Source organism: uncultured Parasphingopyxis sp. (assembly GCF_937129435.1).
GTDB lineage: Bacteria > Pseudomonadota > Alphaproteobacteria > Sphingomonadales > Sphingomonadaceae > Parasphingopyxis.
The window spans coordinates 15,046-27,890 of sequence record NZ_CAKZNF010000005.1 but is presented as its reverse complement, the minus strand read 5'-3'; the positions used below and the strand labels follow the sequence as shown (position 1 = coordinate 27,890).

Annotated in this window: 14 protein-coding genes; 4 read left to right on the top strand and 10 right to left on the bottom strand. The window is 64.8% G+C overall.

Annotation, left to right across the window (positions count from 1 at the left end; translation table 11 throughout):
- Positions 1–202 precede the first annotated feature (202 nt).
- From Q0139_RS01575 to Q0139_RS01560, 4 genes are all read right to left on the bottom strand, one after another.
- Positions 203–916: an RcnB family protein gene (locus Q0139_RS01575; protein ID WP_298016300.1), complete on the bottom strand. Its 714-nt coding sequence runs from the start codon at positions 914–916 to the stop codon at positions 203–205.
- A 158-nt stretch (positions 917–1,074) separates the two neighbouring features.
- The gene (locus tag Q0139_RS01570; RefSeq protein WP_298016298.1) at positions 1,075–1,923 is read right to left on the bottom strand and encodes an RcnB family protein; all 849 of its coding nucleotides are present in this window, start codon (positions 1,921–1,923) and stop codon (positions 1,075–1,077) included.
- Between the two features lie 132 nt (positions 1,924–2,055).
- A complete protein-coding gene (locus Q0139_RS01565; RefSeq protein ID WP_298016296.1) occupies positions 2,056–2,643 on the bottom strand; it encodes a (2Fe-2S)-binding protein in 588 nt (195 codons plus the stop codon).
- Between the two features lie 111 nt (positions 2,644–2,754).
- Entirely contained in the window at positions 2,755–3,525 is a 771-nt protein-coding gene (locus Q0139_RS01560) for a class II aldolase/adducin family protein (RefSeq protein ID WP_298016294.1), read from the bottom strand.
- Between the two features lie 244 nt (positions 3,526–3,769).
- On the opposite strand from Q0139_RS01560, the gene rpsU reads away from it, so the two are divergent.
- Together rpsU and Q0139_RS01550 are read left to right on the top strand one after the other, a co-directional pair.
- Positions 3,770–3,976 (top strand): 30S ribosomal protein S21, encoded by a 207-nt coding sequence (gene rpsU / locus Q0139_RS01555; RefSeq protein ID WP_185802342.1) that lies wholly within the window; start codon positions 3,770–3,772, stop codon positions 3,974–3,976.
- 89 nt (positions 3,977–4,065) lie between these two features.
- Positions 4,066–4,689, top strand: coding sequence for an FKBP-type peptidyl-prolyl cis-trans isomerase (locus tag Q0139_RS01550; protein ID WP_298016289.1), 624 nt, complete (start codon positions 4,066–4,068; stop codon positions 4,687–4,689).
- 138 nt (positions 4,690–4,827) lie between these two features.
- On the opposite strand, the gene Q0139_RS01545 is transcribed toward Q0139_RS01550, so the two are convergent.
- The 6 genes from Q0139_RS01545 to pyrE form a co-directional block, all read right to left on the bottom strand.
- The gene (locus Q0139_RS01545) at positions 4,828–6,009 is read right to left on the bottom strand and encodes an AI-2E family transporter (RefSeq protein WP_298016287.1); all 1,182 of its coding nucleotides are present in this window, start codon (positions 6,007–6,009) and stop codon (positions 4,828–4,830) included.
- Positions 6,006–6,917: a signal peptidase I gene (lepB, locus tag Q0139_RS01540; protein WP_298016285.1), complete on the bottom strand. Its 912-nt coding sequence runs from the start codon at positions 6,915–6,917 to the stop codon at positions 6,006–6,008. Before lepB ends, Q0139_RS01545 begins: the two co-directional genes overlap by 4 nt.
- Positions 6,918–6,928: 11 nt before the next feature.
- On the bottom strand, positions 6,929–7,348 hold the full coding sequence (acpS, locus tag Q0139_RS01535; RefSeq protein WP_298016283.1) for a holo-ACP synthase: 420 nt from the start codon (positions 7,346–7,348) through the stop codon (positions 6,929–6,931).
- 148 nt (positions 7,349–7,496) lie between these two features.
- Positions 7,497–8,225, bottom strand: coding sequence for a pyridoxine 5'-phosphate synthase (locus Q0139_RS01530; protein WP_298016281.1), 729 nt, complete (start codon positions 8,223–8,225; stop codon positions 7,497–7,499).
- The gene (locus tag Q0139_RS01525) at positions 8,222–9,292 is read right to left on the bottom strand and encodes a serine hydrolase (RefSeq protein ID WP_298016279.1); all 1,071 of its coding nucleotides are present in this window, start codon (positions 9,290–9,292) and stop codon (positions 8,222–8,224) included. The genes Q0139_RS01530 and Q0139_RS01525 overlap by 4 nt, the downstream gene beginning before the upstream one ends.
- A complete protein-coding gene (pyrE, locus tag Q0139_RS01520; RefSeq protein ID WP_298016277.1) occupies positions 9,289–9,870 on the bottom strand; it encodes an orotate phosphoribosyltransferase in 582 nt (193 codons plus the stop codon). The genes Q0139_RS01525 and pyrE overlap by 4 nt, the downstream gene beginning before the upstream one ends.
- Positions 9,871–10,049: 179 nt before the next feature.
- Between pyrE and coxB the strand changes: the two genes are divergently transcribed.
- Entirely contained in the window at positions 10,050–11,162 is a 1,113-nt protein-coding gene (gene coxB, locus Q0139_RS01515) for a cytochrome c oxidase subunit II (protein WP_298016275.1), read from the top strand.
- Between the two features lie 12 nt (positions 11,163–11,174).
- Positions 11,175–12,833 carry a cytochrome c oxidase subunit I gene (gene ctaD, locus Q0139_RS01510; RefSeq protein ID WP_298016273.1) on the top strand — a complete coding sequence of 553 codons (1,659 nt, stop codon included), beginning with the start codon at positions 11,175–11,177 and terminating at the stop codon, positions 12,831–12,833.
- The last annotated feature ends 12 nt before the right edge of the window (positions 12,834–12,845 follow it).

Genomic DNA, 12,845 nt, shown 5'->3' with positions numbered 1-12,845 from the left:
GACCTTTCGGTCGAGCGCCGCACCGGCCCGCACCCCCACCCGGCCTCCCACTCAGTGTATGCTCATGGGAGGCCGGGTGGGGGTGCGGGCTGGTGCGGCGACCTCGCGCTAGCGAGGTTCTGACAATCAATCCACAAAACCCAAAACGGCCCGGCATGCGTTTGCATACCGGACCGCTTGCGGGGCCTTCGCCGCCACGGATCTACCAGAAGAAGCTGTAGATCACGTCGACGACAAGGCCGTTGCGGGTATCGACGAGCAGGACGTCGTCAAAATAGCGGATCCAGCGATACGGGCCGTGCGCCGGGGGAAGGCGATACTGCCACGGATCGTTGATCCAGTAGTTCGATCCGAGAAAGGCCGAGCCGAGATACAGGCCGACATTGAACCGCCGATAGCTGTAACCGCGATACGGCGCGTAATAGCGGCCGGGGCGATAGACGCCGCGATTGTAGCGGCGATAGTTCTGCCAGTCGTAACGCCGGTCGCTGCGCCAGCCGCGGTTCCAGTCGCGATTGTCCGCCCGGCGATCCTGCCGCCAGTCGCGCCGATCGTCGCGCCGATCCCAGCGCTGATCGCGATTGTCCTGACGCCGGTCCTGCCGCCAGTCGCGACGATCCTCACGACGGTCCTGCCGCCATTCGCGATTGTCCTGACGCCGGTCCTGCCGCCAGTCGCGCCGGTCTTCGCGGCGATCCTGGCGGGCATCGGGACGGCTGCCACGGTTGCCCTGCCAGTTGCGGTCGCCGCGATTGCGATCGCCGCGCGCACGGCGTTCGGTGCGCCCGTCGCGTTGGGCGAGCTGGACCTGCGCGTCGGCGCGGGCGGTAACGCGCTCGATCGCGCTCTGCGCGTTGGCGGCGGCGGGGACGAGGGTGGCCGAGGCCAGTAACAGAGCAATCAGGGGGGTACGCATTGCTTGGTCTCCTGGTAGGGCCAAGAGCGGCCCGGTGATTCGCAATATGCGCGCGCGTCAATGATGCGAAGCTGAACCTGCCGGTCAGCTTTGAGAAAGCAAAACGGCCCGGAGCGGGTTGCGCTCCGGGCCGTCTCTCGGTGTCGTTTGCTACGGTTCTAGTAGAAGAAGTCGTAGATCACGTCGACGATATAGCCGTTCCGCGTATCGACGAGCAGGACATCGTCATAATAGCGGATCCAGCGATAGGCCCCATAGGCCGGGGGCAAGCGATACTGCCACGGATCGTTGATCCAGTAGCGCGATCCGAAGAACGCGGCGCCCAGCGTGAAGCCGATGTTGAACCGGCGATAATTGTAGCCGCGATAGGGCGCGTAGTAGCGGCCGACGCGATAGACGTTCCGGTTGTACCGGCGATAGTCCTGCCAGTTGTAACGCCGGTCGTTGCGCCAGCTGCGATTCCAGCGACGCTGGTCGCGGCGGGCCTCGCGGCGATCGTAGCGGCGCTCATAGCGACGATCCTGCCTGCGGTCCCACCTACGTTCTGCGCGCCGATCATCACGGCGATCCCAGCGGCGTTCCGCGCGCCGGTCCTGCCGCCGGTCGATACGGCGCTCGACGCGGCGTTCCTGCCGGCGGTCGGCTCGCCTTTCGGCGCGGCGATCCTGCCGCCTGTCGACGCGGCGTTCGACACGCCTTTCCTGACGGCGATCCGCTCGGCGCTCGACGCGACGTTCCGCGCGGCGTTGCTGTATGGCATTGGCGCGCGGTTGCGCTTCACGCCGCTGGGCGCGTCGCTCCGCACGGTTGCCGCGGCGCTCGCCGCGATTGGCCTGCCGGTTTCCCCGGCGTTCCGCGCGCTGGCCTCGACGCTCCGATCGCTGCAGCATCGCAACCTGCGTCGCGGCGCCGGTCTCGGCCGCCATCGTCGGGTTGGTCTGCATGCCTCGCATCGGCGCAGCAAGCGCAGGGGTCGCCGCGGTCGCCGCCAGCAGTAATGCGATCATGGTTTTTCGCATGCTTTTGGTCTCCTCTAGGGGCTGTACGGCGGCAAGAACTCCCGGCCACCTGACGTGCTTTATATATGGCCGCCAGTGAGGCGGCCCTGAACCCGCGAGTCAGGAAAGAGCAATGTTTGCTTAACTGCCCTCGGGCTGCTCGCGGATCCGGTTCGGATCGTTGGCATCGCCGTCTTCCGGCGTCAGCGCCGGAACGGTACGCGCGGCATCTTCGGGATCGATACCGGGCGGTGGGGTCGATGCGAGTCGCTCGGCCCCGGCCTCGACGCGCGCGGCGAGCCGGATCGCTTCCCTGATTCGCGGATAGGTGCCGCAGCGGCAGATATTGGTGATCGCCTCGTCGATTTCCTCGTCGGTCGGATTGGAGTTGCGCCGGAGCAGGGCGGCGGCGGCCATGATCATGCCTGACTGGCAGAAGCCGCATTGCGGGACCATCTTCTCGATCCACGCCTGCTGCACCGGATGGTCGCGCGATCGCGACAATTCCTCGATCGTCGTCACGAACCCGCCCTCGGCCTCGGCCAGCGAAACCTGGCACGACCGTACCGCTTCGCCGTCGATATGCACGGTGCACGCCCCGCACAGCCCGGCGCCGCAACCATATTTGGTGCCCGTGAGGTTGGAGGCGTCGCGCAGCGCCCAGAGCAGCGGCGTGCGCGGGTCCATGCGATAATGGACAGGCTGTCCGTTGACGGTCATCCGGGTCATGGGATGGGTCTAGCCAGTGCTGTCATATCAAGGAAGCGGGCGGGAAATTTTCTTGTCAGACTCGACCTTTCGGTCGAGCGCCGCGCTAGCGAGGTTCTGACAGATCCAAACCTACTCCCGCCAGCTCGGATCGATCTTGTCGATGCGGCGGACCCAGGCGTCGAATTCGGCGCGGCCGGGTTCCTTGGAGGCCTGCGTCATGAACAGGTCGCGCTGGTGAACCTCGATCACTTCCTGCGGCACGGTGATGGCCTTGCCGGCGGACATGGTCGCGATCTGGAGCTCGCAGGCCCGCTGGAGCGCCCAGTATTGGATCAGCGCGATCGGCAGGGTCGGGCCGATGACGACCGGGCCGTGATTGCGCAGCATCAGGATGCGGTTCGATCCGAGATTTTCGAGCAGCCGCTCGCCCTCTTCCTCGCGCACCGTCACGCCTTCGAAGGTGTGATAGGAGAGCCGCCCGATAAAGTTGCAGGCGTAGAAATTTACCGGCTGCAGCCCGCCCTCCATCGAGCACACGGCCATCGTCGCGGTCGTGTGCGTATGGATGATCGCGTGCGCGTCGTGGAGGTGCTTGTGGAACAGGCTGTGCTGGACGAAACCGGCCTTGTTGACGCCCCAGGGGCTGTCGTTGAGCTTGTTGCCCTCAATATCGATCTTGACGAGGTTCGAGGCGGTGACCTCGGAGAAATGCAGGCCATAGGGATTGATCAGGAACGCGCCCTCCTCGCCGGGCACCTTCACGGTGATATGGTTGAAGATATTCTCGTCCCAGCCTTCCATCGCGAAGATGCGATAGGCGGCGGCAAGATCGAGCCGCTGGGCCCATTCCTCTTCGGTCATGTCGCGGTCGGTCTGGGGGGATTTGAGCTGCGTTGCCATGGGACGATCTCCTCTAGCGGTCTTGTTTGGCAACGATTGTCGCCGATCGGCGCGCGATTGTCGAGCAGGGACAAGGCGATTCCGGGCGATTCCGGCTTGAACTTTGCCGCGCTGGCCGCTAGTTCGCTCCTGACGGCGGCGGGACGCATCTCGCGGCGCATCTGTTTTTGTGCTATAAGAAATTGATTGCGAACGGATTCGTTCGTTCGCGCAACATGCTTTTCGATTGGAGACTGACAGGTCCATGCAAGTTTCGGTTCGTGACAACAATGTCGATCAGGCGCTGCGCGCGCTCAAGAAGAAGCTGCAGCGCGAGGGCGTTTATCGCGAGATGAAGCTGCGCCGGCACTATGAAAAGCCGTCGGAAAAGCGCGCCCGTGAGCGCGCGGCCGCGATCCGCCGCGCCCGCAAGCTCGAGCGCAAGCGGATGGAGCGCGACGGCACCCGCTAGGGTCTGCCGGACAGAAATCGCTGGATTTTGGAAGGGCCGCTCCATAGGAGTGGCCCTTCTTCGTTTCACGAGACATCTCGGGGGAAGCCATGTCCGTCACCGCCGTTCCGCTGCAGCCGATCGAAAAGGGCACGCTGACCAAATTGTGGATCGGCGTCGGGCTGGTGCTGGCGGCGGGACTCGCGCTGGCATGGTTCACCACGCGCGCGCCGGGCGACTTGAGCAATGCCTCCGCCTCGACCTTCCTCGCCTGGAACGGAACGAACAACGATGTCGAGACGACGCCATCGGGCCTGCAATATCAGGTCATCCGGCCGGGATCGGACACGGGCGCGACGCCCGGCGTCAACGATGTCGTGGTCATCAACTACACGCTACGCTCGCTCGACGGCGAGGTGATCGATGAAGGGCGCGAAGCGACGCTCCCCGTGGGCGGTACCTTTCCCGGCTTTGCCGAGGGCGTCCAGCTGATGACGCCCGGCGCGCGCTACCGACTCTGGCTGAAGCCCGAACTCTGGCTGCCCGAAGGGATCGAGCCCGGCACGCCGCGGCCGCCGCAACTGCCGATCGAAACGACCGAGGTCATGGATTTCGATGTCGAACTGGTCGAGATCATCTCGGAAACCGAGATGATGCAGCGGCTGATGGAGATGCAGGGCGGTGAGGCGGCGGAAGGCGCGGTCCCCGTGCCGCCGCCGGCACCGCCTCAATAGACATCTCAGTGGCATCCGCGCGCCGCGCGAAAGTCCAATAAAGACCATTAGGGCTGAGCTTGTCGAAGCCCGGTTCTCGATACGGCGAAACGCCCTTCGACAAGCTCAGGGCTAACGGTTTGGCCGAAAGGAAGGTAGCTAGCTGTCGTCCGCTTTGGGCTTCAGCCGTCTGAAAAGCCCCGGTTTCGGCGGCGATGCTGAGGTCGCCGCCTCGGCTTCCGCTTCGCTCTCCGCCAATTCGCGCTGCCGCGCCTCCTCCTCTTCCTCGTCATTATGCTGCGAGCGGCGTTCCAGCGCCGCCTTGATCATCGCGACGATCGGATCGGCGAGCGCCAGACCCAGGATGCCGAACAGCGCGGCGAAGAGGATTTGTGCCGAAAGGGTGAGGGCCGGGGGCAGATCGACCGTCTGCCGCGCGACCATCGGGATCACGACATAGCCGTCGAACGCCTGCACGATGACATAGATGATGAAGGCGTAGAGCCCGGTTTCCGGCCCCGCCGAAAGCCCCACCGACACCATCAATATGCCCGTGATGAAGGCGCCGATATTGGGGATGAAGGCGAGCAGGCCGGCGAGAATGCCGAGCAGCAGCGCCATCGGCACGCCCGCGATCGACAACAGCGCCCAGGTCAGCACCCCTTCGAAAACCATGCCGAGAACGCGTCCCGCGAGCAGCTTCTGCAGCGTGCGCGTCATATGCTTGGACGTCTTGCGGAATTCGGGCCGCGTGCCGCGCGGCAGCATCCATTGCACGCCGCGATCGTAGAGATTCGGCTCGATCGCGATGAAGAGGCCGATCACCATGACGAGGAACAGCGTTGCGATCGCGCTGAGCGCCGATCCCAGCGCCGAAGTCAGGCTGCCGACCGAACCCAGCACCTGACGCAGCAATTCGTTCATCTGCATGTCGTCGGGCATCAGGCCCATCGAGCCGAGCCACTCGACGAGCTGGTCGGTCTGCTCCGCCAGCGTGATGCGCAATTGCCCTATCTGGGCGGCGATCTGGATCCCGGCGAGCAGCGCAATCCCGCCGATCATCGCGATGAACAGCAGCACGACGATCAGCAGCCGCCAGCGCCTGCCGATCGGAAGGACATAGCCGAGCGCCTTGGTGCCGCCGTCGAGCAGCGCGGCGAAGACGAGGCCGGCGATGATCAGCAGGATCGGCTGGGCGAGGAACCACAGCATGACCACGGCCAGCGCGACGACGGCCCATGCGCTCGCGCGCTTCAATTCCTGCTTGATGATCGGATCGTGGACCTCGGCGGGCCCGGCGCGGCCGTCATACGGCCCCGGCGTTTCCTCGCGCTTGCTCACTCGGCCTGCCGCGGATGGAGGCTGGTGCCCGCCCGGCCGCCGCGCATCGCCGTGAACCAACTGATCGGGTTATACCATTGCGAGGTGCCGTCGAGCGAGAAGGTGATGAATTCCGCGCGTCCACCAATCGTCTCGATCGGAACGGCGCCGCCCAACCCGTCCCCGCGCAGATCGAAGCGGCTGTCGGCGGACTGGTCGCGATTGTCGCCCATCAGGAAGACATGGCCTTCGGGAATTTCGATCGGTCCATAGGTATCGCCTGTCGTCTCGGCCAGGTCGAGAATATCGTAATAGCGTCCCTCGGGCAGATATTCGCGGATCACGGGGAGCTCGCAATATTGCTGGCCGTCCGATCCCGTCTGGCGATAGACCGACATTTCGTTTCGGACCGTCATCCCGGACGGCGTGACGGCGACGCCGCAGCTCATATTCGCATCGACCGGAATGCGGACCGGCATCTGTTCCTCGTAGCGCAGCGATTCGCCATTCAGGATGACGCGCCCGCCGCGAATTTCGAGCCGGTCGCCGGGCAGGCCGATGACGCGCTTGATATAATCCTGGCCGGCATTGGGGCCGCTCGCCGGCGTCACGATGACGATATCGCCGCGCTCGGGCATCCGGCCGAACAGCCGCCCGTGCATGAACGGCAGGATGTGAAAGGAGGGCGAGATATAGGACCAGCCATAGGGATATTTGGTCACCACCAGCCGGTCGCCCTTGATCAGCCCGGGCATCATCGATTCCGACGGGATGTAGAAGGGCTTTGCGATCAGGCTGTGAAAGGCGAGCACGGCAAGGACGAGCCAGAAGATCCCCTTGATCTCGGCCCACCAGTCGGTGCCCTGCTGCTCTTCGCTCTCTTCGGCCGGGTTCGCGTCCTTCTGGACGGCCGGATCGCTCTCACTCACGCTCAATATACTCACTTCGCTTCGTCGCCCGGGGCGGGGCGCGCATAGAGGATGACGAAAGCCTGCGCCCAGGGGTGATCGTCGGTCAGGGTCAGATGCACTTCGACCAGATGGCCGGGCGGTGTCAGCGCGTCGAGCCGCGCCTTCGCCCCGCCGGTCAGCGCCAGCGTCGGCGCACCCGATTTGGCGTTCACTACACCAATATCGCGAAAGAACACACCCTGCGAAAATCCGGTGCCGACCGCTTTGGAGAAAGCCTCTTTCGCGGCGAAGCGCTTGGCGTAGGTGCCGGCGCGCGTATAGGGCCGCCGCGCCGCCTTGGCGCGCTCGATCTCGGTAAAGCAGCGCCGCTCGAACCGCTCGCCAAAGCGCTCGAGCGACTTGGCGATGCGCTCGATATTGCAGAGATCGGAGCCGATACCGACAATCATGAAGCCGCCTGTTTGTCAGAATTTTCCTGGCGGAAAATCGCCGCACCGGCCCGCACCCCCACCCGACCTCCCACGTGAGTATCCTGAATGGGAGGTCGGGTGGGGGTGCGGGCCGGTGCGGCGCCGAGCCGAAGGCGAGGTCTGACAATCATCTCGCCAGATCCATCAACTCGCGCATCCGCTTCACACTCTCCTCGAACCCCGTAAAGATCGCCTCGCCCACAAGAAAATGCCCGATATTCAGCTCCGCCAGCTGCGGGATGGCGGCGATGGGCTGGACATTATCGAAGGTCAGTCCGTGGCCGGCATGCGGCTCGATGCCGTTCTTCGCAGCGAGCGCGGCGGCGTCGGCGATGCGGCGGAGTTCTTGCGATTGTTCATCGCCGGACAGGTTCGCATAGCGGCCGGTGTGGAATTCGACGACCGGCGCGCCGAGCCGAATGGCGGCCTCGACCTGGCGCGGGTCGGGTTCGATGAACAGGCTGACGCGGATATTGGCATTGGCCAGTTCCGCAACGATGGGCGCGAGGTGATTGTGCCCGCCCGCCGCGTCGAGCCCGCCCTCGGTCGTCCGCTCCTCGCGCTTTTCGGGAACGAGGCAGGCCGCGTGGGGGGTGTGCCGAAGCGCGATCTCGAGCATCTCGTCGGTCGCCGCCATTTCGAGGTTGAGCGGGATCGTCAGCCCGCTCGACAGCCGTTCGATATCGGCATCGGTGATATGCCGCCGGTCTTCGCGCAGATGCGCGGTGATGCCGTCGGCGCCCGCTTCGGCCGCCACGAAGGCGGCGCGCACAGGATCGGGATGATCGCCGCCGCGCGCGTTCCGGATCGTCGCGACATGGTCGATATTGACCCCGAGGCGGAGCGGCATCGTCATCCGTCCATCCAATGACATGCGGCCTCGGAAAGCAAGTCGTGGGTAAAGCCGCTGCCCGACCAGATCGTGCCGAAATTGAAATCGCCCTCGGCGCGGTTGGTCGCGGCGATGACGACCATGTCGCTGTCCGGCAGCAGGAAGTTGCGGAGCTGGATGCCGCCGATCGCGCCATGGCGTTCGATCAGACGGGGCGCTTCGGCGCATCCTGCCAGCGGCGCGTCATAAGACCATTGGCCGAGAGCGACCTGGCCGAGCTCGGGCCGCCCGTCCCACATCGCCGCGCGCCTGGCATCATCGAGAAGGTCGCCGCGCAGCAGCGCGCGATCGAACCGCCACAGATCGAGCAGTGTGCCGTTGAGCCCGCCCGCCGCGCCATAGGCCGCCAGCCGGATCGACGGTTCGGCCTGATCGAGATAATAGCCCGGAACGGTATCCGCGCCTTCCGGATAGAAAAGCATTGCTGGGTCGATCCGCGACGCCACCAGCTGGGCCAGCGATTGGCCGGTGACCCGTTCGAGGATCGCGCCGAGCACGATGAAGTCGCAATTGTTATAGTGGAAGGCTGCGCCGGGCGCGGTGAGCATCGGTCCCGCGCAATAGCCGTCGGCCGTCGCTTGGTCGGCCCAGTCGGGGGTGTAGAAGGCGGGCAATCCCGTGGGTGTCGGTGGCGAGAAATCGGGATCGGCGAGCCCGGACAGGTGCCGCATCAGCTGTTCTAAAGTAATGCCACGCGCCTCGGCATTCGGATAATCGGGCCAATAGGTCGAGATCGGCGCATCGAGCGAAAGGCGGCCCGCCGCGACCTCCTGCATCGCGATGGTCGCGACGATTTGCTTGGTGACCGAAGCGTAGCGCCATCGCGCGTCGAGCCGGTGCGGATCGTCTCCCCCCGGCGTCACCGTGCCGAAGGCGCGTGCATAGATAATCGTGTCGCCGCGCGAGATCAGCAGCACCCCGTTGAAATCCGCCTCTTCGGCCAGCGTTCCGATCCGCGCCGGGTCGAAGGCCTGCGCCGGTGCCGCCAGAATCGCTGTCAGCGCGACCAGTGCGGCCAGCAGGCGGCTCACCCCTTGCGGCTGCCCGGCTTGATCGCCTCGATCGCCGCGAGCTCTTCGGGAATGTCGTCGGGGTCGTAGACCGGGAAATCGAGCGAGAGCAGCGGGAAGAAGGGAACGCCGATATCCGCCGTGCCGAGCGACCGGTCGACCAGCGCCGCCTCGGCGACAACTTCGCCGCCTTCGCGCCCGATCGCCTCGATCGCTTCGCGAGAGGAAAGGCCGGTGGTGACGACGTCCTCGACCATCAGCACCTTCTGTCCCGGTTCCAGCGCAAAGCCGCGGCGCAGTTCGAACGTGCCTTCGGGGCGCTCCAAAAACAGCGCCTCGACGCCGAGCGCGCGGCCCATCTCATGGCCGATGATCAGCCCGCCCATCGCCGGCGACACGACGATCTCGATCTCGCTTCGAATCTCGCGGGGAAGGCGGGCCGCGATGGCGGAAGCGAGGCGCGAGGCGCGCATCGGATCCTGCAGCACGCGCGCGCATTGCAAATAGCGGGCGCTGCGCTTGCCCGACGAAAGGATGAAATGCCCTTCGAGCAGCGCCTGTGCGGCGCGGAATTCGGCAAGGATTTCGTCGTCGTCCATCGGATCTCTTTCCCCCTGTTTTGTCGGGCCCGCACATAAGTGTCCGCGGCACCCCGGGCAAGGTGCGGTTTTCCCCAATCCCGCGCTTGAGGCATTGGAATCTGGCGCCTATAAGCGCGCCCGAGACTCTAATCCAAGGGACGAGAGGCCGTGCCGTCGCGCCCGGCCACGATGGGGATATGATGCGCTTTTTGACGAACATGATGCTGGCCGCGGGACTGGCCGTCACATCGCTTGCCGTAGCGTCGCCGGCGACCGCCGCCGCGCCGCAACCGGAAATGGCGCCTGCGCCGCAGACCGAACTCGCGCCGGCTCCGGGCGACGAAGTCGAATCGGACGTGCCCATCGCCGACGCAGCCGAAGCCGCCGCAGCGGAAGAGGAATTCGAGTATAGCGCGCCGGTGGAGGCGATCGGCCAGCCCGACGGCCGGCTCGGCCTGCAGGACCAGTTCACCGAGGTCGGGCAGCAGGGCGCCGATTTCCACAACTATATCCTGATGCCGATCATCACGGTGATCTCGCTGTTCGTGCTCGCGCTCCTGCTCTGGATCGTCGTGCGCTACAATCGCCGTTCCAATCCGACGCCATCGAAAACGACGCACAACACCGTGCTCGAAGTCGTCTGGACGCTCGTCCCGGTGCTGATCCTCGTGTTCATCGCCGTGCCGTCGATCAGCCTGCTCGCCAACCAGTACGACCTGCCCGAAGGCGAGGTCGTGACGATCAAGGTGACGGGCAACCAGTGGTACTGGACCTATGAATATCCCGATCACGGCGACATCACGGTGATTTCCAACATGCTCGCCGAAGAGGGTGAGCAGGCCGAAGGGGCCCGCTTCCGCACCGACGCCGATGGTCCGCGCCTGCTGGCGGTCGACAACCGGCTCGTCATCCCGGCGAACACGACGGTGCGCTTCCTCGTGACGGCGTCGGACGTGCTGCACAGCTTTGCCGTTCCCGCCTTCTGGACCAAGATCGACGCCGTGCCCGGCCGGCTCAACGAGCGCTGGGTGAATGTTGAGCGTCCGGGCGTCTATTTCGGCCAGTGTTCCGAACTGTGCGGTGCCCGCCACGCCTTCATGCCGATCGCGGTCGAAGTGCTGCCGCCGGCCGACTTCGCTCGCTGGGTCCGTTCGCAGGGCGGCACGATGCCGGGTGACGCCGATCCGAATGCCGGCGAAGCGCCGGATACCGCTCTCGAAGACGGCGCGCCCGTCCCGACCGAAGATGAAAACCTGATCGAAGGCGAGGCCGAAGCCGACATCGTCGATCAGGCTGCAGTGACAAGCTAAGGGTTCGCAAGAATGACCGATACCGCCGCCACGCCCGCCCACTTCGAAGCGTCGCACGACGACGCGCATCATGAGGCGGATCACAAGCCGGGCTTTTTCGTCCGCTGGTTCATGTCGACGAACCACAAGGACATCGGCACGCTCTACCTGATCTTCGCGATCGTCGCCGGCATCATCGGCGGCGCGATTTCGGGCATGATGCGCGTCGAACTGGCCGAGCCGGGCATCCAGTGGCTCGAATCCTGGGCCGGCGCGGGCGGCAACGAAGCGCTTCATATGTGGAACACGCTGATCACCGCCCATGGCCTGATCATGGTGTTCTTCATGGTGATGCCGGCGATGATCGGCGGCTTCGGCAACTGGTTCGTGCCGCTGATGATCGGTGCGCCCGACATGGCGTTCCCGCGCATGAACAATATCAGTTTCTGGCTGCTCGTCCCGGCCTTCCTGCTGCTTCTCGGATCGACCTTCGTTTCGGGCGGCACCGGCATGGGCGCGGGCACCGGCTGGACGGTCTACGCACCACTTTCGACGACAGGATCGGTCGGCCCCGCCGTCGACATGGCGATCCTGTCGCTCCACCTTGCCGGCGCATCGTCGATCCTCGGCGCGATCAACTTCATCACCACGATCTTCAACATGCGCGCCCCGGGCATGACGCTGCACAAAATGCCGCTGTTCGTATGGTCGGTGCTGGTCACGGCGTTCCTGCTGCTGCTCGCGCTGCCGGTGCTCGCCGCGGCGATCACGATGCTGCTGACGGACCGCAATTTCGACACGACCTTCTACACGGCATCGGGCGGCGGCGATCCGCTGCTCTACCAGCATCTGTTCTGGTTCTTCGGCCATCCGGAGGTCTACATCATGATCCTGCCGGGCTTCGGCATGGTCAGCCAGGTCGTCGCGACGTTCAGCAAGAAGCCGGTCTTCGGCTATCTCGGCATGGCTTATGCCATGGTCGCGATCGGCGTCGTCGGCTTCGTCGTCTGGGCGCACCACATGTTCACCGTGGGCCTCAGCCTGAATACGAAGCTCTACTTCACCGCCGCAACGATGATCATCGCGGTGCCGACCGGCATCAAGATCTTCAGCTGGATCGCGACGATGTGGGGCGGTTCGGTCAGCTTCAAGACGCCGATGGTCTGGGCGCTGGGCTTCATCTTCATGTTCACCGTTGGCGGCGTGACCGGCGTCGTGCTCGCCAATGGCGGCTTCGACGATATCGTTCACGACACCTATTATGTCGTCGCGCACTTCCACTATGTGCTGTCGCTCGGCGCCGTCTTCGCGATCTTCGCCGGCTGGTATTACTGGTTCGGCAAGATGTTCGGCCGGATGTACAACGAGTTCCTCGGCCAGGTGCATTTCTGGCTGTTCTTCGTCGGCGTGAACATCCTGTTCTTCCCGATGCACTTCCTGGGCCTCGATGGCATGCCGCGCCGCTATCCGGACTATCCGGACGCCTATCAGTATTGGAACGAGATCGCGACGATCGGCTATATGGTGATGGCCGCCGGCATGGCCGTGTTCTTCGTCAACATGATCTGGTCGCTGTTCGCGGGCAAGAAGGCCGCGGACAATTACTGGGGCGAAGGCGCGACGACGCTGGAATGGACGCTGTCCAGCCCGCCGCCCTATCACCAGTTCAACAAGCTGCCGCATATCGATTGAAATCTGGCAGGG

Excerpts from the sequence above, each read along its gene's own strand:
- Q0139_RS01575 (WP_298016300.1), bottom strand. The coding sequence starts at position 916 with ATGCGTACCCCCCTGATTGCTCTGTTACTGGCCTCGGCCACCCTCGTC.
- Q0139_RS01570 (WP_298016298.1), bottom strand. The coding sequence starts at position 1,923 with ATGATCGCATTACTGCTGGCGGCGACCGCGGCGACCCCTGCGCTTGCT.
- Q0139_RS01565 (WP_298016296.1), bottom strand. The coding sequence starts at position 2,643 with ATGACCCGGATGACCGTCAACGGACAGCCTGTCCATTATCGCATGGAC.
- Q0139_RS01560 (WP_298016294.1), bottom strand. The coding sequence starts at position 3,525 with ATGGCAACGCAGCTCAAATCCCCCCAGACCGACCGCGACATGACCGAA.
- rpsU (WP_185802342.1), top strand. The coding sequence starts at position 3,770 with ATGCAAGTTTCGGTTCGTGACAACAATGTCGATCAGGCGCTGCGCGCG.
- Q0139_RS01550 (WP_298016289.1), top strand. The coding sequence starts at position 4,066 with ATGTCCGTCACCGCCGTTCCGCTGCAGCCGATCGAAAAGGGCACGCTG.
- acpS (WP_298016283.1), bottom strand. The coding sequence starts at position 7,348 with ATGATTGTCGGTATCGGCTCCGATCTCTGCAATATCGAGCGCATCGCC.
- Q0139_RS01530 (WP_298016281.1), bottom strand. The coding sequence starts at position 8,225 with ATGACGATGCCGCTCCGCCTCGGGGTCAATATCGACCATGTCGCGACG.
- pyrE (WP_298016277.1), bottom strand. The coding sequence starts at position 9,870 with ATGGACGACGACGAAATCCTTGCCGAATTCCGCGCCGCACAGGCGCTG.
- coxB (WP_298016275.1), top strand. The coding sequence starts at position 10,050 with ATGATGCGCTTTTTGACGAACATGATGCTGGCCGCGGGACTGGCCGTC.
- ctaD (WP_298016273.1), top strand. The coding sequence starts at position 11,175 with ATGACCGATACCGCCGCCACGCCCGCCCACTTCGAAGCGTCGCACGAC.